Raw genomic sequence first — 20,538 nt, forward strand, 5'->3', positions numbered from 1 at the left:
GTTTTTTTGTTTTGGCAATAGTTGCCTAGAAGATTAAGCAGCTATTAAGCGCCTTGTTCTTCTTTTTGTTCTGCAACAGCTTTTGTTACAAGAGCTAGGTTGCGCATTGGAGCTTGAAGTACAGATAATAGCATAGATAGTAAACCTTCGCGAGATGGAAGTTCTGCCAATGCTTTAACTTCTTCAACGCTTGCATAAGCGCCTTCGATAAGACCAGCTTTAATTTCTAATTGTTCGTTTTCTTTCGCAAAGTTGTTGATGATACGTGCAGGAGCAACAACATCTTCACTTGAAAATGCAATTGCATTTGGACCTGTAAGAACTTCGTTAAGTTCTTCATAACCAGTTTCAACAGTAGCACGACGAACTAAAGTATTTTTGTATACTTTAAATTCTACACCAGCTTCACGTAATTGTTTACGTAGTTCAGTAACTTGAGATACTGTAAGGCCACGGTAGTCAACTACTACTACTGATGCTGCACTTTTAAACTTGTCAGCGATTTCTTGAACAACAGCTTGTTTAGCTTCAACTGCTTTGTTCATCTTGACACCTCCTATTAGAATGGGTCATTTATACCGACAAAAGAAAAGCCTCTTGCCAATAGTAGACAAGAGGCGGAATTTCATCATCTTAAGTAAGAGTCTGAGTTCCTTTGCCCTCGGTAGGACATTAAGCGAAAATAATTCGCCCCTACGGTCTACGGTACAAATGGATATTCACAACAGTATTCATCATAACAAACGATGTATACTCTGTCAATCAAAAATTATTTTGCTTCTGTAGCTGATAGTGGGTCAACTTTAATTGATGGTCCCATTGTAGTAGTTACGTGTAAAGATTTTACGTAAGCACCTTTTGATGCAGCAGGTTTTGCTTTAAGGATTACGTCAATTAATGTAGATAAGTTTTCAGCTAGTTTATCAGCTTCGAATGAAACTTTACCAACTGGTGCGTGAATGATACCAGCTTTATCTGCACGGTATTCAACTTTACCAGCTTTGATTTCATTAACTGCTTTTGTTACGTCGAAAGTAACTGTACCAGTTTTAGGGTTTGGCATTAAACCTTTAGGTCCTAATACACGACCAAGTTTACCAACTTCACCCATCATATCTGGAGTTGCAACGATTACATCGAAGTCAAACCAACCTTGTTGGATTTTTTGGATATATTCTGCATCGCCCACGTAATCAGCGCCAGCTGCTTCAGCTTCTTTAATTTTTTCACCTTTAGCGAAAACTAAAACGCGTTGAGTTTTACCAGTACCGTTTGGAAGTACTACTGCTCCACGGATTTGTTGGTCGTTTTTACGAGTATCGATGTTTAAGTTAAATGCTACTTCAACTGTTGCGTCAAAGTTAACAGTGCTTGTTTTTTTAGCAAGTTCAGCTGCTTCAGCTACTGTGTATAGTTGGTTACGGTCAACTAATTTAGCTGCATCTTGCATTTTTTTACCTTTTTTAGCCATTATATATTTCCTCCTTGATTGTGGTTGTAACGGGTTAAACCTCCCACGAATAAAGGCTGCGAGTTTCAAATATGACTATAAGAAACAATCGCAACCTCCAAAAACAATACTTTATCAAGTAATGGGATTAGTCTTCGATCACAATACCCATGCTACGTGCAGTACCTTCTACCATTGACATAGCAGCTTCTACTGATGCTGCATTTAAGTCAGGCATTTTAGTTTCAGCGATTTCGCGTACTTTATCACGTTTCACTGTAGCTACTTTTTTACGATTTGGTTCACCTGAACCTGATTTGATACCAGCTGCTACTTTAAGTAGAACTGCTGCCGGTGGAGTTTTTGTAATGAAAGTGAATGAACGATCTTCAAATACAGAAATCTCAACTGGAATAATCAAACCTGCTTGGTCCGCAGTACGAGCGTTGAATTCTTTACAGAATCCCATGATGTTAACACCTGCTTGACCCAATGCAGGACCTACTGGTGGTGCTGGATTTGCTTTACCAGCTGGGATTTGAAGTTTTACAACTTTAACAACTTTTTTAGCCACGAGACACACCTCCTTAAGTCCGTGATGTGGTAATTGGGTTTCCCCTCCCACTCAATATCTGTCTGTCGGCTGAATCCGATAACATTAAAAATTACTATATCATAACATGTGATATATTTTTCACAGTATGACCTATGAAATGATAACACTTTTTAAAATGCAAGGCAAGTACCTTGTATTTAAACTTTTAGAACTTGATCAAAATCTAGTTCCATTTTTGTTTCACGACCGAACATGTCCACTTTAACATTTACTTTGCCTTTATCAGCGACAATTTCTTCTACAATTCCTTGGAAATGAGCAAAAGGTCCTTCAAGAACTTCAACTAAATCACCTACACCGAAGTCTAGGTCAACAGTTGCTTCGTTTTCGCCCATTTGTTGTAGAATTGCTTCTACTTCTTCAGGAAGTAATGGTGTTGGTTTTACCCCACCACCTGAAGAACCGATGAAACCAGTCACCCCTGGTGTATTACGAACAACATACCAAGCATCATCTGTCATAACTAATTCTACTAATACATAGCCTGGGAAAGTTTTACGCATATATGTTTTTTTACGACCGTCTTTTACTTCAGTTTCTTGCTCTTCTGGAATAATCACGCGGAAGATTTTATCTTGCATACCCATTGTTTCAACACGTTTTTCTAGGTTTGCTTTTACTTTGTTTTCATAACCTGAATAAGTATGAACGACATACCATTTTTTCTCCATAATAGATAGGACTACTCGTCCTTCCCTCCTTTTCTAAAGGCAAAATGAAAAAACCCGTTACAACACACGGGCTATTTCAGACATATTAACTTTATTAAATCATAACTCCAAGTACCAGCGCAATAATTTAGAAACACCTAAATCGATTACCATGAAAAATGCAGCCATAAACAGCAAAGTTGTAATGACGATAATTGTATATTTCGTCAATTCTTTACGTTTTGGCCAACTTGTTTTTCTCATTTCTGATAGAACACCGCGGAAAAACACACCTAACTTACCCATCCAACCAAACCTCCGAATATAATCATATATACATAACGTATTGTATTATCTAGTCTGTTTATGTAATGTATGCTCATTACAATGTGAACAATATTTTTTAAGTTCCATTCTCTTTGAACTGTCTTTAGCCGCGGGTACATGATAATTTCTAGCCCCGCATTTTTCACAGCTTAATGCTACTTTTTGTGTCATGCTATCACCTTTACGGAATTGTCCTTTTAAAAGCCTATCATCTATTAGAAAAGCTGTCAACTTACCTCTTAACCCTATAAAACTACTATTCTACTTCTAAATGCCGTTCTAATTTTCGCTTAATACGTTGTAAAGCATTATCAATCGACTTAACGTGCCGATCTAATCTAGCAGAAATTTCTTGGTAAGAGCAACCTTCTAAATAGAGGGTTAAAACTTGTCTCTCTAAATCACTTAAGACTTGTCCAATTTTCTCTTCTAAATAGTTAAACTCTTCACGATGAATGATTAATTTCTCAGGATCATCAACTGTCGCCCCTGTAAGCATATCCATTAGCGTTTTCGTTGATTCTTCTTCAAAAACTGGCTTATCTAGTGAAACATATGAGTTAAGTGGTATATGTTTCTGTCTAGTGGCCGTTTTTATAGCCGTAATAATTTGACGCTTAACACAAAGTTCAGCAAAAGCTTTGAAAGAAGCTAATTTATCATCTTTAAAATCCCGGATTGCTTTATACAATCCGATCATACCCTCTTGCACAATATCCTCTTTATCAGCACCAATTAAAAAATAAGATTTAACTTTTAAGCGTACAACCGGCTTATACTTACTAATTAGGAAATCCAATGCTTCTGTATCGCCATCGCGTGCCGCTTCTACTAGTTGCTCATCAGTCAAAGTCTCAAATTGTTGATGCTTAACGTGTAAATGATCACTTGTTAACAAAGTATCACCCCAATTGCGCTAGCCTATTTAAACATAGTATAACGGAATTGGAAAATATCAGTCAATCACTCAATTTATTTCCTCTACGCATTTGTTCGAATTTTTCTAAAACATCTGCTGATAATTCAATTTTAGAGCTAGGTTTTTGGACTTGAATATTTTTAACTTTTTGAGAAATTTGAGTGCGTACATTTTGGATTTCAATTTCAAATTCACGCGCAGATTTTCGAAGAGCACCATTTCCAAATATTACACTTTGTTCAGCCATATCTGATGTGGCTACGTAAATTTTGTTTCTCTTGGTTGTTAGTTCAGCAGTGAGCTTTTCAATACGATCATCTGCAGTTTCTTTTGCTCTGGTATAAATAACTTCAACATTATGCTGTGTCATCTTTGTAGCGATGCCAGGAACGAGATACGCGTCAAAAACGACAATGACGCGCATTCCCGAGTAGGCTTGATAGTCTGCCATTAACTCTATCAGTCGATCTCTCGCATCTATTAGCTTATGTTCTTTTAACGCTTGTAGTTCCTTCCATGCACCAATAATGTTATAGCCATCAACTAAGAGTATGTTCATCAGCAGCCACCTTAAATTTCTTGACGTTTACGAAGTACTTCATACATCAGTAAAGAAGCTGCGACGGAAGCATTTAGAGATGTGACATGTCCTACCATTGGTAAATTATAAAGAAAATCACATTTTTCTTTTAGGATGCGACTCATACCTTTGCCTTCACTACCAATAATAACAGCCAAAGGTAATGTAGCATCCATTTTACGATAATCTACCGAACCTTTCGCATCAGTACCAGCGATCCAAACACCACGTTCTTTTAACTCTTCCACTGTTTGTGACAAGTTATTAACACGTACTGTCGGAATATATTCAATAGCTCCTGTAGATGCTTTTGCAACAACAGCTGTTAAGCTAACTGAACGACGTTTCGGAATAATAATACCATGTGCACCTACTGCATCAGCTGTTCGCATAATTGAACCAAGATTATGTGGATCCTCTAATTCATCCAAAATGATAAAGAATGGATCTTCTCCTCTTTTTTCAGCTAATTTAAAAAGATCATCGAGTTCTGCATAATTATAAGCAGCAACAGAAGCAACAATTCCTTGATGATTTTCAGAAGATAATTGGTCCACTTTTTTCTTAGGAACAAATTGTACGATTACGCCACGCTCTTTTGCTAAATTAAGTAATTCGTTAATGCCACTTTTTTTGACGCCTTCTGCAATCCAAATTTTATTAATATCTCTTGTAGATCGAAGTGCCTCAAGTACTGGATTTTTTCCGGCAATTATTTCTTTTATTTGTTCAGTCATTATTTCGACACCTCTTTCTTATTTTCAACTACATGAATAGCATATTGGATAATTGCATCAACGCGTTCATGCTGCCCTGTTAAATATAAATAGCCGAGAACCGCTTCAAAAGCCGAGCTATAATTATAAGTTTGAACATCTGTATTTTTAGGTATAGAACCAGATTTAGCATTACGGCCACGTTTTAATACAGCCATCTCTTCTTCAGTAAAGTAATCCTCATCTATCATTTGATGAATCACCATGGATTGGGCTTTCGCTGATACATAATGAGTTGCCTCACGATGTAGAACTTTTGGCTTTACACGACCTACTCTTAATAAATGTTCACGAATCGCTATTTCTAATACTGCATCGCCCATATAAGCTAAAGCGAGTGCATTTAATTGTTTTACATCTGCATTACGAAGTTCTCCCACTTCATTAACCTCGTTTCCATCGAACACCTTGACGCGTATCTTCCAAAATAATGTTCATATCTTTCAATTGATCTCGAATTTCATCAGCACGTTTAAAATCACGATTCTTTCTAGCTTGTTGACGTTCTTCGATTAACGCATCAATTTCTTCGTCTAATAATTCTTCTTGTACTTCTAGTTTAATACCTAGCACATTTGAAAGTTCGTTTAATGTATTGATAAATTCTTTTAATAATTCTTCGTTTGTGTTTGTTTCGTTTAAATATTTATTGGCCTCTGTAGATATGTTAAATAAGGTTGCAATTGCATTTGCTGTGTTAAAGTCATCATCCATTGCCACTTCAAAGTTTTGGCGTTCTTGTTGGATGACATCTAACCAAGACTGCTCTTTGTCGCCTATGTTGGCCGTATTTTTTAGGCGATGTGTTAAGTTGTTATAAGAAGTACGGATGCGTTCTAAACCATTAGCTGCTGCTTCGACCAAGTCTTGTGAAAAGTTGATTGGGTGACGATAATGAACAGAAAGCATAAAGAAACGCAATACTTGTGGATCTATCTGTTGGATAATATCATGTACCAAGATGAAGTTGCCGAGTGATTTGGACATTTTTTCATTATTAATATTAATATAACCATTATGCATCCAATATCGAGCAAATGTTTTGCCTGTATAGGCTTCTGATTGAGCAATTTCATTTTCATGATGAGGGAACGTCAAATCTTGACCTCCTGCATGAATATCAATTGTATCACCAAAATGGTTATGGACCATCACCGAACACTCTATATGCCAGCCAGGTCTACCATTTCCCCAAGGACTTTGCCAGAAAATTTCACCTGGTTTTGCTGCTTTCCAAAGCGCAAAATCGAGTGCATCGTCTTTCTTTTCTCCTGCTTCAATTCGTGCACCAATTTTCAAATCATCCACAGATTGATGTGATAATTTTCCGTAATCCTTAAACTTACGTGTACGATAATACACATCTCCTTGAGATTCATAAGCGTAACCTTTTTCAATCAATACAGCGATGAAATTAATAATTTCATCCATATGTTGCGTTACACGTGGATGTGAATCTGCCTTTTGGCATCCAAGAGCTGTAATATCTTCAAAATAAGCATTTATAAAACGTTCTGTTAGTTCGGAAACTTCTTCTCCTAACTCATTTGCCGCTTTAATAATCTTATCATCCACGTCTGTAAAGTTTGAAACATACGTAACTTCATAGCCGCGATATGTTAAATAGCGACGCACTGTATCATAGACGATAACAGGACGTGAATTCCCAATATGAATGTAGTTATATACAGTTGGACCACACACATACATTTTAACTTTGCCTTCTTCAAGAGGTACAAAAGGCTCCTTTTCACGTGTTAATGAGTTAAAAATTTGAATACCCATGAGAAATTATCTCTCCTTTTTACTCTGCTCTAATTCTCTATACAATTCATTGATCTTTTGTTCCATTTGCTGGCAACGATCTTCCATTGGATCCGGTATATTTTGATGATCTAGTTTTTGCTCACGGTTTACACGAACACCATCTTGTATCACAACTTTACCTGGAATACCAACAACTGTAGCATTTGGGGGTACCGGTTTCAAGACAACTGAACCTGCACCAATTTTACTGTTCTCTCCAATTGTAATAGAACCAAGTACTTTTGCACCAGTTGCAACCAGTACATTATCTTGTAGTGTAGGATGTCTTTTACCTTTTTCTTTTCCGGTCCCTCCCAATGTCACGCCTTGATATAGGGTACAATCATTTCCAATTTCGCAAGTTTCACCAATAACTACACCCATACCATGGTCAATAAAGAAACGACGGCCTATTTTTGCACCTGGATGAATTTCAATTCCCGTAAAGAAACGACTAATTTGTGAAATAGATCTCGCTATAAAGTAAAATTTACGTTTATAAAAAGCATGTGCAATTCTATGTGACCATATCGCATGTAGACCAGAATAAGTTAAAACTACTTCTAGTGTACTACGAGCTGCTGGATCATTTTCAAAAATCGTTGCAATATCTTCTTTCATTCTTTTAAACATTTATAAGCCTCCTTTTTAACTAAAAAATAAAAAACACCTCTGTCCTAATAGACAGAGGCGCCTCGTATGCGCGGTTCCACTCTGATTGAAAATATTTTAAAATATTTTCCACTCAAACGTCTTTAACGGCGACAAACCGACTAAGCTTACTAATTTGCGTACGCAAAGCAGGTGCGTTACGCTTTTATTATTTTCAACTTAGCACTCAGAGGTGCATTTCTGTTTTGCATTGGCTCAGATCACTTTCAGCCGGTGATGATCCTCTCTTTAGAGCGTACGCCACATACTTCTCCTCTTCAACGTTTTACATTTATTAGCTTAATTGTACAATGAAGCAGAAAAAAATCAATAAAAATTATTTTACATATTTTTCAATACGTTTAAGTACAGTTTCTTTGCCAAGTAGAACAAGTGCATCATTTAGTTCTGGACCATGCATTTCACCTGTTGTAGCAACGCGAATAGGCATATAAAGATTTTTACCTTTATGACCTGTTTCTTTTTGTACGGCTTTGATAGCTTTTTTGATTTCTGCTGGTTCAAATTCTTCTAAAGTTTCAAGTTTTTCTTTAAATGCAGCCATAACTTCTGGTACTTGTTCACCAGCTAGAACTTCTTTTTCTTCATCATTAAATTCTAGTTCTTCTGTAAAGAACATTTGAGATAATTCTACGATTTCAGCACCATAGCTCATTTGCTCATGATAAAGACCAATTAATTGACTAGCCCATTCAGCTTCTTCAGCTGTTGGATTTTCTGCTACCATACCTTCTTTTTGTAGGAATGGTAAACATAGTTCAACCACTTGCTCATGAGATAGTTTTTTCATGTATTGGTTGTTCATCCATTTTAATTTATGCGTATCATACATAGATGGTGATTTAGAAAGACGTGATTCGTCAAATTGAGCGATTAACTCATCCATTGAGAATATTTCTTCTTCACCTTCTGGAGACCAGCCAAGTAATGCTAAGAAGTTTAGCATAGCTTCTGGTAAATATCCTAGCTCTTTGTATTGAGAGATGAATTGGATAATAGATTCATCACGTTTTGAAAGTTTTTTATGGCTTTCGTTAACGATTAATGTCATATGACCGAATTGAGGTGCTTCCCAGCCAAATGCACGATAAATCATCAATTGTTTTGGTGTATTTGATAAATGTTCTTCACCACGGAATACATGTGTCATTTCCATTAAGTGATCATCAAGAACAACAGCAAAATTATATGTTGGAATACCGTTTGCTTTTACAATTACCCAGTCACCGATATCTTTCGATTCAAATGTTACTTCTCCACGAATAATATCAGTAAATGTGTATGTTTCATTTTCCGGTACCTTGAAGCGAATTGTGTAAGGCATACCTGCTGCTTCTTTTTCAGCTACTTCTTCAGCAGTTAAGTGACGGCAAGTCCCTTTGTACATTGGCGCAGCTACACCGTTTGCACGTTGAGTTTCACGTTCAGCTTCTAATTCTTCTGGTGTACAGAAGCATTTGTAAGCCATACCCATATCGATTAATTTTTGAGCAGCTTCTTTATAAGTGTCTAAACGTTCCATTTGGCGATAAGGAGCGAATGGACCACCGATTACTGGTGATTCTACAGGTTCAATACCTAACCAAGCTAGGTTATGAAGTTGTGATTCTTCGCCACCTTCAATGTTACGAGCTATATCTGTATCTTCAATACGGAAGATGAAATCTCCGTTATAGTGTTTTGCATATAAATAATTGAACAGTGCTGTACGTGCACCACCGATGTGTAAGTGTCCTGTTGGACTTGGTGCATAACGAACACGAACTTTGTTAGCCATGATTAAAATCCTCCTATTTATCGTTCAAAAAAATTCAACTTTGTCCATTTTACCACTGCAACTACAAAAATTAAAGAAAGTCAATTTTTTATAAGTAAAATTGTTGCCATTGAAGCAATTCCTTCTTCACGACCAGTAAAACCTAGTTTTTCTGTAGTCGTTGCTTTTACATTAACTTGAGAAGGTTCTGCATGTAAAAGCTCTGCGATACAATTACGCATTTGTTCGATATATGGCGCTAACTTTGGTCGTTGAGCCATTATTGTACAATCTACATTGCCTAATGAGTAACCTCTGTCTTCTACCAGTTTCCAAATAAATGCTAATAACTTTGCAGAATCTGCATTCTTGAATTCAGGGTCTGTATCCGGAAAATGACGACCTATATCACCTTCACCAATTGCGCCAAGCGCCGCATCTGTGACAGCATGTAACAATACATCCGCATCTGAATGACCTAATAATCCTTTATCATGAGGGATTGTAATCCCTCCAATAATTAGTGGGCGTCCTTCAGCAAAAGCATGTACATCAAAGCCTTGTCCTATTCGAAACATAATTATCCTCCTATACGTTGACTCAGAATTGCTTCACCAAATACTAAGTCCTCTTTAGTAGTTATTTTAACGTTTTCATAGCTACTTTCAACAATATATACAGATTGTCCTAAACGTTCCACAAGCATTGCTTCATCAGTTCCTAAGAAATGATCATCTTCTGCTTGTTGTTCTGCACGTTTCAGTATCTCAAAGTTAAATGCTTGTGGTGTTTGAATCATCCATAGACTCGAACGGTCTACTGTTTCTTCAATAACACCATCCTTTACACGTTTCATTGTATCCTTTGCGCGAACTCCCGCTATCGCTGCTCCCTTGGTATGTGCTGCCTCAACTAACTTATGGATAGTAGGTATTGTGATAAAAGGTCTTGCTGCATCATGAACCAATACGATTTTCCCGTCTTCCACCTTTTTAACACAATTATTCACACTATATTGTCTTTCTGAACCTCCATCAAGAAGTGCTCTTACTTTTGTAATTTGATATTTGGCTAAAAGCATTTCAATATATGAACGTTCCTCCGGTTTTACCGCTAACCATATCCCTTTACATTCACCATCTTGTTGAAATACCTCTAATGTATGTATCAAAATAGGTTTTTGTCGTAATTCCAAAAATAATTTATTTCGCCCTGCAGCCATTCTTTTTCCACTACCTGCTGCTGGTAATATAACATCGTATTGCACGTTCTTGTCTCACTTCCTCATCAATGAAAAGACAAGGCAAATTGCCCTGTCTCTTTTTTCTTTTGAATTATGCCATTCTTCCATTTTGCTTTGGTTTTGCAAATATCATTCGTCCTGCAGAAGTTTGTAATACACTTGTGACAATTACAACAATAGCTTGGCCAATATACGTTTTTCCTTCTTCAACAACAATCATCGTACCATCATCCAAATACGCGATACCTTGGTTATGTTCTTTACCATCTTTGATCACTAACACGTTCATCTCTTCGCCAGGAATAACTACCGGTTTCACTGCATTTGCCAGATCATTTATATTAAGAACCTCTACATTATGCAAATCACAAACTTTATTTAAATTAAAATCATTTGTTAAAATTTTTCCACCCATTTTTTTGGCAAGACGAACTAATTTTAAATCCACTTCTTGAACATCTTCAAAATCGACTTCTGTTATTAAAACTTGCGAAGCTCGTTCATCTTGAAGTTTTCTTAAAATATCAAGTCCCCTGCGACCCCTTGTACGTTTTAATGTATCTGAAGAATCGGCAATATGTTGCAACTCGGTCAACACAAATTGAGGGACAACCAAAATTCCTTCGACAAAACCTGTTTCAGAAATGTCTGCAATTCTTCCATCGATAATGACGCTTGTATCTAAAAGTTTATAGATAGTCCCCGAAATTTCTATTTCATCTGTAGATCTTTTCTTCGAGCTATTATGAGATTTACCTGTGGTAAATACATTGATTAACTCATCTCTTTTTTTAAACCCTACTTGGAATCCTAAATATCCCAACACAATCGATAATAGAATCGGCAAAACAGTTGTAACAATAGGAATGTTCACACTATCGATTGCAAAACCTATTAAATATGCAACAATCAGTCCAATGATTAAACCAAGTGTACCGAACAATAAATCTCCTACAGGTGCTTTCAATAGTTTTTCTTCCATCCATCTGATAAATTTCACAAAGTAGTCCGAAAGTAAAAATGAAAATCCAAATAATATTAACGCACCAATAGCAACTGAAGTATACGGATTATTTAGCCATGGGTTTGAAGATAAATGAATCAATTCGTATAATGGCGGTAATATAAATAAACCCATTGTTCCTCCGATAAAAAGAAACGCAATTTGGATAATTTTCTTAAGCATTTGTTACACCTCCTAGATTAACAATTATTATTACATATCAACGCGTGGTATACCTATATAAAACAATCTATGACATATAAATTTAAATATAGTCATTAAATGATCAAAAAAATTACAAACCTTTAAAACTAAGTTTTAATGCTTGGTTCACGGTATCAACTCCAAGCACTTCAATATCATTTGGATAATCCCATCCACCTATGTTTGATGACGGAATTATAACACGTTTAAAACCTAATTTAGCTGCCTCTTGCACTCTTTGTTCAATGCGAGAAACACGACGTACTTCACCAGTCAAGCCGACTTCCCCTATATAGCAATCCATTGGTTTCGCTGCAACATCCCTAAAACTAGAGACAATACTAACTAAGACCGCTAAGTCAATGGCGGGTTCATCTAATTTAACACCACCAGCTACTTTAATATAGGCATCCTGAGCTTGTAGTAGCATCCCCATTCTTTTTTCTAACACTGCCATTAAAAGCGAAATACGATTTTGATCAACACCTGAGGCCATTCGCTTAGGATAATTAAAACTTGATGGTGTTACAAGCGCTTGAATTTCCACCAAAATAGGTCTAGTTCCTTCCATCGAAGCTACAACAGTTGAACCAGGTGCTCCTTGCGAACGTTCTTGTAAAAACAATTCTGAAGGATTTAATACTTCTTTCAACCCATTCTGAAGCATCTCAAAGATGGCGATTTCATTTGTTGAACCAAAACGGTTTTTTTGGCTACGAAGTATTCGATACGTATGGTGACGCTCGCCTTCAAAATATAAAACAGTATCCACCATATGTTCCAAAATACGTGGACCAGCTATTTGACCTTCTTTTGTTACATGTCCAACTAAGAAAATGGCAATATTCTTTGTTTTAGCAATCCTCATGAATTCAGCAGTACATTCTCGGACTTGGGATACACTACCGGGTGCACTCGTTACATTTGGATGATAAACCGTTTGAATAGAATCTACAATGACAAACTTTGGTTTTACATCTTCAATCGTCTGATTTAAAAATTCTAAATTGGTCTCTGAATATATATATAGTTCTGATGACTTTACGCCAAGACGTTCTGCTCGTAGTTTTGTTTGACGAATAGATTCTTCTCCAGAAATATAGAGAACACGATGTCCCTTATTTGACAAAAGTGCTGATAATTGCAGTAATAATGTGGATTTTCCGATACCTGGATCCCCACCAACTAATACAAGTGATCCTGGTACCACTCCACCTCCTAGGACGCGGTTCAATTCTTTAAGTTCCGTTTCTACTCTTGGTGCTTCTTCTGATTCTACAGAAATGATTGGTACCGCTTTTTGCGAAACTTTATCAGAGTGTTGAAACGCACCTCTTGGACCTTTTGAAACAATCTCTACTTCTTCTACCATCGTATTCCATTCACCGCAACCCGGGCATCTACCTAGCCATTTTGGCGATTCATATCCGCATGAGTTACAAAAGAATTTTGTCTTTTTTTTGACCATTTTTTTCTCCTTATAGTGTCATTTCTTTACTTCATATTATAAAACAAGGCATTCCAAATTTCTCATTTGGAATGCCCTTTTAAGACATATATTCACTTTTCGCTATAAGTCATTCATTATTTTGTAACGAGTTCTTTTACATTTACAACAAATTGATCGTCTTCTACATCAAATACAACTCGTTGACCATTTAACACGGTACCTTTTAAAATTTCTTCAGAAAGTCGATCTTCTACATGTTTTTGGATTGCTCGACGTAATGGACGTGCTCCGTATTGCGGATCATATCCTTCCTTCGCTATTTTTTCAATAGCATTTGGTGTTAACTCAAGTGTAATATTTTGTTCTTCTAGTCGTTTTGTTAATGTTTTTGCCATAAGAACAACAATTTTATTCAATTCTTCTTTTTCTAGTGAATGGAAGACAATCATTTCATCAATACGGTTTAAAAATTCAGGACGGAATGCTTTTTTCAATTCTTCCATCATTACATTTTTTGCATTTTCTTGACTTTGTTTTGCACTTTGAGCACCAAATCCAAGAGATTTACGATATTTCAATGCTTCTGCACCAATATTAGAAGTCATAATAACTACAGTATTACGGAAGTCAACGACGCGTCCTTTAGAATCTGTCAATCGACCATCATCAAGGACTTGCAAAAGAATATTGAAAACATCTGGATGTGCTTTTTCAATTTCATCAAGTAAGACAACAGAATATGGTTTACGACGAACCTTTTCTGTTAGTTGACCACCTTCATCAAAACCTACATATCCTGGTGGTGAACCTACAAGGCGTGAAGTCGAATGTTTTTCCATGTATTCAGACATATCAACTCGAATCATTGCATCTTCATCACCAAACATAACTTCTGCCAAAGCTCGAGCAAGTTCTGTTTTACCTACACCTGTTGGGCCTAAGAAGATAAATGATCCAATTGGACGTTTCGGATCTTTTAATCCAGCACGTGCTCTACGAATAGCTCTTGAAATAGCTTCAACTGCTTCACCTTGACCTATGACACGTTTGTGCAATTCTTCTTCAAGATGTAATAACTTCTCAGATTCTTCTTGAGCTAATTTAGAGACAGGCACTCCTGTCCACATCGATACGACTTCCGCAATATCATTTACCGTTACTTTTGACTCTGCCTTTCCTTGAGCTTCTTTCCATTCTTTTTTGGTTGTATTTAGTTTGTCTTTTAGCTTTTGTTCAGTGTCACGTAATGATGCAGCTTTCTCAAACTCTTGTGATTGAACTGCAGCCATTTTCTCTGAATGAATCGAATCTAGCTGTTGTTCTAATTCTTTTAAGTCAGGCGGCGTTGTAAATGAACGTAAGCGTACTTTTGAACCTGCTTCATCGATTAAGTCGATTGCTTTATCTGGTAAGAAACGGTCAGAAATATAGCGATCTGACATTTTAGCAGCTGCTTCAATTGCTGCATCTGTAATTTTCACACGATGATGTGCTTCATAACGATCACGCAATCCTTTAATAATTTGAATAGCTTCATCTACAGTTGGTTCATCTACTTGAATTGGTTGGAAACGACGTTCCAGTGCAGCATCTTTTTCAATATATTTACGATATTCATCTAACGTTGTGGCACCGATACATTGTAATTCACCACGTGCTAGTGATGGTTTTAAAATATTGGATGCATCAATTGCACCTTCTGCACCACCCGCACCAATCAATGTATGCAATTCGTCGATAAATAAGATGACATTACCAGCTTGACGTATTTCATCCATTACCTTTTTCAAGCGATCTTCGAATTCGCCACGGTATTTTGTGCCAGCCACTACAGTTCCCATATCTAAAGTCATCACACGTTTATCACGTAGTGTTTCTGGAACTTCATTGTTAACAATTTGTTGAGCTAGACCTTCAGCAATTGCCGTTTTACCTACACCAGGTTCACCGATTAATACAGGATTATTTTTTGTTCGACGAGATAATACTTCAATAACACGCGTAATTTCTTTGCTACGGCCAATTACAGGGTCCAAGCTGCCTTCTCTAGCAATTTGCGTAAGGTCGCGTGCTAAGCCATCCAAAGTCGGTGTATTCGCTGCTGGAGCTGCATTCGTATTTGCTTGTGGATGATCACTACTACCTAATAGTTGTAATACTTGTTGGCGAGCTTTGTTTAAGCTTACCCCTGCATTATTTAATACTCGTGCTGCTACACCTTCACCTTCACGAATTAATGCTAAAAGTAAATGTTCTGTGCCAATATAGGAATGGCCTAATTTACGTGATTCATCAACTGATAACTCAATTACCTTTTTAGCTCTAGGCGTATAATGGACAATCGGGCCAACATTTTTTGTACCCATTCCGACTAATTCCTCAATACCTTCTTCAATCATTTCGGTACTTACATCGATTGCTTCAAGTGCTTTCGCGGCAATTCCGCCACCCTCGCGGATTAACCCTAATAATATATGTTCAGTACCAATTGCCTCGTGTTTCATACGAATTGCTTCTTCTTGAGCAAGTTGCAAAACCTTTTGAGCACGCTGTGTAAAACGATTATACATCATAAAAATCCTCCCCTTCTTCACCGTTTCTACTGTTTAGAGTCTGTATTATTCATTTGCAATTGTTCTCTAATAATAGATGCACGATAAACATCTCTTTCGTTTGCTTGAAGTGTTGTACCTGCATGTTGCTGTAAAAATCCCGGTTGCATGATTAACATGCACTCATTTAACACACGATCTGGAATAGGTGGTATCAATCCTAAATCTATACCTAATCGTACATTTGATAGACAATTTGCTGCTTCTTCACTCGAAAGGATTCTTGCATATTGTAAAACTCCTAGCGAGCGATTTAATCTGTCAGACACAGCAATAGATGCATGTTCTAATAACGCTCGCCTTGCACCAATTTCCTTTTGAACAATCTGTTCTGCAACGCTTTGTAAATCTAAAATTATATCTTCTTCGGGCTTACCAAGCGTAATTTGATTTGAAATTTGATAATAATTACCGGTAGCCTCTGTACCCTCACCATAAATTCCTCGCACAACCATCCCTAATCGCGCCATCGTATTAATAAGTGGTCCCATTTGGTTCGTCACTGTTAGAGCAGGTAAATGCATCATTACTGAAGCTCTAAGACCAGTTCCTGTATTAGTTGGGCAACTCGTTAAATACCCAAATGAATCATCGAAAGCATATGGTAATTTTTCTTCTAACAGGCGATCCATCTCATCAGCTAAATGATATGCTTTGTCTAGTTGTAATCCTGGTTGTAAGCATTGAATTCGGATATGATCCTCTTCATTTATCATAATACTAATCGTTTCATCTTCTGATACTAAGATTGAACCCATTTTTGTTTTATTTGCCAATTGTGGGCTTATTAAATGCTTTTCCACTAATACTTGTCGTTGTAATGCTGGCATATCATGAAGTGAAAAATAGGAAAACGGAACATCTAGATTATTTTCTTCATCAATAATTGCACTAGACACAAGTTTATCAATTTGTAGTGCTTCCTCATCTGAAAAAGCTCTTGGAAAACGAAAACCCGTTAAATTCCTAGCCAATCGAATGCGTGTACTCATAATGATATCCCCATAATTAATATCCCCACGCATCCAAAGAGGTGGCTTACTTTTTAGAAAATGATCAATGCTCGTCACTTTCTTCACCCCCTGATTGTAACTTCTTCTCTATTTCTCGAACTTGGTCTCGAATACTAGCTGCATCTTCAAAACGTTCTTCCTCAACAGCCGATTTCATATCTTGCCGTAATGCCTCAATTTGCCTTTTCATCTGATAACTCTCGTTAATAGAACCTGGTACTTTTCCAATATGCTCAATTGCACCATTATGAAGTCTTTTAAGTACTTGAGGTAATTGCTCTTTAAAAGTTTCATAACAAGTTGGGCAATTAAATTTCCCCTCTTCTAAGAACTTTCTATAAGTCATGCCACATTGTGGACAACTATCGTTTTGAACTTTTGTCTGAGTATTACTAATTGGAACTGCCTGAACCGACCAGCTTGGTGTCCCAAACCAACTTGAAAATAATTTTTGCACTGCATTTGGGTCTTCATCTGAATCGAGGTTCAAGTGAAAATGATCCAACTGCTTATTACACACATCGCAATAATGCCTAGTCAATTTTTTACCATTTTTCATTTGTGTAACTGTGATAGTAGCCGGTCGCTGTTTACAATTTTCACAAATCATACCTTGCACCTCTTTACGTTTGCTTGTCATACTTTAACGTTAATAACATAGCGTGCAATATTCGTGCACGTAATTCATCCCTTACCGGCAAGTTAATACATAGTACTGAACGATCAAGTGCTGCAATCATCATTTTGGCTTCTCTACGGGTAATCACATCTTCGTCAATTAAACGGAAAATAAAATCTTGAGTCGACGACTGGGATATTGAATCACCGACTTGTTGTAAAATTTCATCGATCAGTTCTGCCTCAGAGTTAGCCTTTACACGTAAAATTCGAATATAGCCGCCTCCACCACGTTTACTTTCTACTATATAACCACGTTCAGCAGTAAATCTTGTATTAATGACATAATTTATTTGTGACGGTACACATTGAAATTTATCGGCAATCTCACTTCTTTTTATCTCAATATGCCCTTTACCACCTAATTCAATAACTTCCTTCAAATACCCTTCAATAATGTCAGAGATATTTCGCATTTAGCTTCCACCTCACTCGCATCACTGACTTTGACTATCTTTGACTATATTATATAAGGCTATAAAAAATGTCGCAAATATTCTGCATTACTTTTTATGGTTTTCGTTTTTCTAATATACATAAAAAGCATACCGCTATATGCAGTATGCTCAACAATTAACTGATTAAATCCACTTACCCACTATAGGATAATCCCACGCTTCATCTTGCAACGCTTTAACAATCCCAATGATTGGAACAATAATACCCATAAGACCGAAGACAATAATCATCGGAATACCAATTATAGCTAAAATTATGGTGATGGATAAGAAGGTCCCAACACCAACTAATAACCACATTACAAATTGGAATAACAACGCTTGAATGGATAATTTTTTTACTTCTTCATCTTTAATAAAAAGGAAGAAGAGTATTGGCACTAAACATGGAGCAAAAAATGCACTTGCATGCAAGATCACTTTTATTCCCTTTTCCTCCAAACTAATCACTCACTTTCAATGTACTAAAAACATTTATGTTATAGCTATTTTACGTTCAATACGATAAATAAGTTTCACTTTTTATAAAACTTTACATAACCCCTTTCTACTAAACTGGAACATTTCAATTATTGTTTCGTCTTTTTTTATATAACAAAGTAAGGAGGTTGTTTCCTATGAAAAAAGCACTTTTACTTATAGGGACAATTCTACTCAGCTTACTCATTTTTATCGGTATGCCCTACTACTTACTAAAAAGTTCATTAATGCACAATTGCAGCGAGCAATCAGCGACATGTACCGAAACAATGCATCATAAATTATCCCACGAAATTTCAATTCACCCCGATTTTCGGGATTCTAATATACTAGAGAAACTTTCAACTAATAAACCCGGCTATTGAAATCTTTAGTAGGGATCATTTATAACGAGAAAACTTACTAGGCTATTCCTTTCTACTATAAAATTTTGCTAGCTATGGTTGTCGAATTAAGATTCCACCATTCTCATTACAAGAGGCTTGTCTCAAAAGAGCTTTTCAGACAAGCCCTTTTTCTATTCAATTTATGGAAACATTAGCATTTTTGTGAGAGGATAAGTATAACAATGGTTGAAATGAGGCGTAACAATGATTCGAACACTTGGAGTGACTAATGATCAACAACTAAAAGTGAATTTCCCATTAGAAGAAATTAAACAAGGTCAATTCGATTGGTATTGGGTAGATTTTGTGAAACCTGATGCCAAAGAAGATGCATTATTAGATACCTTTTTCCACTTTCATCCTTTAGCAATTGAAGATTGTTTAATGCGTCTACAACGCCCAAAAATAGATTATTACGATGATTATCATTTTCTAGTTGTCCATAAGATTAACGAAGAAACATTTGAAGCTGAAGAAGTAAACCTGTTCGTTTCCCCTAATTTTGTGGTAACTTATCATAAATCCTCTGTACCGGAATTTGACGTTGTAAGGAATCGATTAGCAAATCGTCCACAGACTTGGGAACGGGGGTCTATTTTTGTTATGTACCAAGCAATAGATAAAATTGTAGACAGTTATTTTCCTATGGTATATAACATCGAAGACCATTTAAATGAAATTGAAGATCATTTGAATTATCAAAATAGCACAAAATCCATGGGTAATGTATTCGACTTACGAAGCGATTTACTTCATATAAGAAGAACGATTTTACCAATGCGCGATTTACTGTATCGTATATTAAATTCTTACCGATTTAATTTGGGCGATCAAGAAAGGGTCTATTTTGGAGATATTCATGACCATTTACTCAAACTAACTGAAATGGTTGAGTCGAATCGTGAACTAACAGCTGATATGAGAGATAGCCATATGTCAGTAAACGCTACTCGTATGAATGGTATTATGATGATTTTAACAATTATTTCATCTATCTTTATCCCATTAACCTTTATAGCTGGGGTTTATGGTATGAACTTTAAGCATATGCCAGAACTTGAATGGCATTATGGATACTTCATTATTTTATTAGCGATGTTAGGCATTGCTATTTCAATGATAGCTTGGTTCAAATATAAAGGATGGTTTGACTTATTTAAACCATAAAAAATGCCTCTTTCATTTTTATGAACGGAGGCATTTTTACTTTTTAAAGAAGATTCTATTTCAAAAATTAGCGACTGATAAATTTTAAACTATTTATCTTTTATACCGAATAAAATAAATGACAAAATGTAAGTTACTAAAGTTGCTCCAGCTGCAATTAAAATACGATTAGTAGTTGGGACTGAAGTGTAATTAGAATTCAGTAACATCATAGAAGATACAGCAACTACAGCAGCTAATGGTAATGCGTATTTCATACCTCTTTGTTTATCCATTCTATCGTACATCCTTT

Annotated in this window: 25 protein-coding genes and 2 other annotated features; of the genes, 2 read left to right on the plus strand and 23 right to left on the minus strand. The window is 36.3% G+C overall.

Annotation, left to right across the window (positions count from 1 at the left end):
• Positions 1–44: 44 nt before the first annotated feature.
• The 22 genes from rplJ to D1606_RS07155 all read right to left on the minus strand — a co-directional run bounded on the left by rplJ (position 45) and on the right by D1606_RS07155 (position 18,654).
• Positions 45–545 carry a 50S ribosomal protein L10 gene (rplJ, locus tag D1606_RS07050; protein WP_119415309.1) on the minus strand — a complete coding sequence of 167 codons (501 nt, stop codon included), beginning with the start codon at positions 543–545 and terminating at the stop codon, positions 45–47.
• Positions 546–577: 32 nt separating this feature from the next.
• Positions 578–724 (minus strand) — a sequence feature (ribosomal protein L10 leader region).
• 45 nt (positions 725–769) lie between these two features.
• Positions 770–1,471, minus strand: coding sequence for a 50S ribosomal protein L1 (rplA, locus tag D1606_RS07055; RefSeq protein ID WP_119415310.1), 702 nt, complete (start codon positions 1,469–1,471; stop codon positions 770–772).
• A gap of 127 nt (positions 1,472–1,598) precedes the next feature.
• Positions 1,599–2,024 (minus strand): 50S ribosomal protein L11, encoded by a 426-nt coding sequence (rplK, locus tag D1606_RS07060; RefSeq protein WP_146013888.1) that lies wholly within the window; start codon positions 2,022–2,024, stop codon positions 1,599–1,601.
• 179 nt (positions 2,025–2,203) lie between these two features.
• Positions 2,204–2,737: a transcription termination/antitermination protein NusG gene (gene nusG, locus D1606_RS07065; protein ID WP_119415311.1), complete on the minus strand. Its 534-nt coding sequence runs from the start codon at positions 2,735–2,737 to the stop codon at positions 2,204–2,206.
• 99 nt (positions 2,738–2,836) lie between these two features.
• Positions 2,837–3,022: a preprotein translocase subunit SecE gene (secE, locus tag D1606_RS07070; protein ID WP_119415312.1), complete on the minus strand. Its 186-nt coding sequence runs from the start codon at positions 3,020–3,022 to the stop codon at positions 2,837–2,839.
• 45 nt (positions 3,023–3,067) lie between these two features.
• A complete protein-coding gene (gene rpmG / locus D1606_RS07075; RefSeq protein WP_119415340.1) occupies positions 3,068–3,214 on the minus strand; it encodes a 50S ribosomal protein L33 in 147 nt (48 codons plus the stop codon).
• Positions 3,215–3,299: 85 nt separating this feature from the next.
• Entirely contained in the window at positions 3,300–3,941 is a 642-nt protein-coding gene (gene sigH / locus D1606_RS07080; RefSeq protein WP_119415313.1) for an RNA polymerase sporulation sigma factor SigH, read from the minus strand.
• Positions 3,942–4,002: 61 nt separating this feature from the next.
• Positions 4,003–4,521, minus strand: coding sequence for an NYN domain-containing protein (locus D1606_RS07085; RefSeq protein WP_119415314.1), 519 nt, complete (start codon positions 4,519–4,521; stop codon positions 4,003–4,005).
• 11 nt (positions 4,522–4,532) lie between these two features.
• Positions 4,533–5,279, minus strand: coding sequence for a 23S rRNA (guanosine(2251)-2'-O)-methyltransferase RlmB (gene rlmB, locus D1606_RS07090; protein WP_119415315.1), 747 nt, complete (start codon positions 5,277–5,279; stop codon positions 4,533–4,535).
• Positions 5,279–5,698: a Mini-ribonuclease 3 gene (locus tag D1606_RS07095; protein ID WP_119415316.1), complete on the minus strand. Its 420-nt coding sequence runs from the start codon at positions 5,696–5,698 to the stop codon at positions 5,279–5,281. The genes rlmB and D1606_RS07095 overlap by 1 nt, the downstream gene beginning before the upstream one ends.
• Before the next feature lie 4 nt (positions 5,699–5,702).
• A complete protein-coding gene (cysS, locus tag D1606_RS07100; protein WP_119415317.1) occupies positions 5,703–7,103 on the minus strand; it encodes a cysteine--tRNA ligase in 1,401 nt (466 codons plus the stop codon).
• A 6-nt stretch (positions 7,104–7,109) separates the two neighbouring features.
• On the minus strand, positions 7,110–7,757 hold the full coding sequence (cysE, locus tag D1606_RS07105; RefSeq protein ID WP_119415318.1) for a serine O-acetyltransferase: 648 nt from the start codon (positions 7,755–7,757) through the stop codon (positions 7,110–7,112).
• A gap of 50 nt (positions 7,758–7,807) precedes the next feature.
• Positions 7,808–8,066, minus strand: a binding site (T-box leader).
• A 46-nt stretch (positions 8,067–8,112) separates the two neighbouring features.
• Complete coding sequence (gene gltX, locus D1606_RS07110; protein ID WP_119415319.1) at positions 8,113–9,573, minus strand: glutamate--tRNA ligase; 1,461 nt, start codon at positions 9,571–9,573, stop codon at positions 8,113–8,115.
• An 80-nt stretch (positions 9,574–9,653) separates the two neighbouring features.
• Positions 9,654–10,130 carry a 2-C-methyl-D-erythritol 2,4-cyclodiphosphate synthase gene (ispF, locus tag D1606_RS07115; protein WP_119415320.1) on the minus strand — a complete coding sequence of 159 codons (477 nt, stop codon included), beginning with the start codon at positions 10,128–10,130 and terminating at the stop codon, positions 9,654–9,656.
• A 2-nt stretch (positions 10,131–10,132) separates the two neighbouring features.
• Positions 10,133–10,819, minus strand: a complete 687-nt coding sequence (gene ispD, locus D1606_RS07120; RefSeq protein ID WP_119415321.1) for a 2-C-methyl-D-erythritol 4-phosphate cytidylyltransferase — start codon at positions 10,817–10,819, stop codon at positions 10,133–10,135.
• Between the two features lie 67 nt (positions 10,820–10,886).
• Entirely contained in the window at positions 10,887–11,981 is a 1,095-nt protein-coding gene (locus D1606_RS07125) for a PIN/TRAM domain-containing protein (RefSeq protein ID WP_119415322.1), read from the minus strand.
• A 112-nt stretch (positions 11,982–12,093) separates the two neighbouring features.
• Positions 12,094–13,470 carry a DNA repair protein RadA gene (radA, locus tag D1606_RS07130; RefSeq protein WP_119415323.1) on the minus strand — a complete coding sequence of 459 codons (1,377 nt, stop codon included), beginning with the start codon at positions 13,468–13,470 and terminating at the stop codon, positions 12,094–12,096.
• Between the two features lie 116 nt (positions 13,471–13,586).
• Positions 13,587–16,025, minus strand: a complete 2,439-nt coding sequence (locus D1606_RS07135; RefSeq protein WP_119415324.1) for an ATP-dependent Clp protease ATP-binding subunit — start codon at positions 16,023–16,025, stop codon at positions 13,587–13,589.
• A 26-nt stretch (positions 16,026–16,051) separates the two neighbouring features.
• Complete coding sequence (gene mcsB, locus D1606_RS07140; RefSeq protein WP_233548045.1) at positions 16,052–17,134, minus strand: protein-arginine kinase McsB; 1,083 nt, start codon at positions 17,132–17,134, stop codon at positions 16,052–16,054.
• Positions 17,121–17,687 carry a UvrB/UvrC motif-containing protein gene (locus D1606_RS07145; RefSeq protein WP_119415325.1) on the minus strand — a complete coding sequence of 189 codons (567 nt, stop codon included), beginning with the start codon at positions 17,685–17,687 and terminating at the stop codon, positions 17,121–17,123. The genes mcsB and D1606_RS07145 overlap by 14 nt, the downstream gene beginning before the upstream one ends.
• Positions 17,688–17,700: 13 nt before the next feature.
• Complete coding sequence (locus tag D1606_RS07150; protein WP_119415326.1) at positions 17,701–18,171, minus strand: CtsR family transcriptional regulator; 471 nt, start codon at positions 18,169–18,171, stop codon at positions 17,701–17,703.
• A gap of 165 nt (positions 18,172–18,336) precedes the next feature.
• Positions 18,337–18,654: a magnetosome magnetite crystal formation protein family gene (locus D1606_RS07155; RefSeq protein WP_119415327.1), complete on the minus strand. Its 318-nt coding sequence runs from the start codon at positions 18,652–18,654 to the stop codon at positions 18,337–18,339.
• A gap of 176 nt (positions 18,655–18,830) precedes the next feature.
• Between D1606_RS07155 and D1606_RS07160 the strand changes: the two genes are divergently transcribed.
• Both D1606_RS07160 and corA read left to right on the plus strand, forming a co-directional pair.
• The gene (locus D1606_RS07160) at positions 18,831–19,058 is read left to right on the plus strand and encodes a hypothetical protein (RefSeq protein ID WP_119415328.1); all 228 of its coding nucleotides are present in this window, start codon (positions 18,831–18,833) and stop codon (positions 19,056–19,058) included.
• 225 nt (positions 19,059–19,283) lie between these two features.
• Positions 19,284–20,246, plus strand: a complete 963-nt coding sequence (gene corA, locus D1606_RS07165) for a magnesium/cobalt transporter CorA (RefSeq protein WP_119415329.1) — start codon at positions 19,284–19,286, stop codon at positions 20,244–20,246.
• 89 nt (positions 20,247–20,335) lie between these two features.
• Here corA and D1606_RS07170 read toward each other — a convergent pair whose 3' ends face one another.
• Positions 20,336–20,533, minus strand: coding sequence for a hypothetical protein (locus D1606_RS07170; RefSeq protein ID WP_147414467.1), 198 nt, complete (start codon positions 20,531–20,533; stop codon positions 20,336–20,338).
• Positions 20,534–20,538 lie beyond the last annotated feature (5 nt).

Origin of the sequence: Rummeliibacillus sp. POC4 (assembly GCF_003576525.1) — a bacterium.
Lineage (GTDB): Bacteria > Bacillota > Bacilli > Bacillales_A > Planococcaceae > Rummeliibacillus.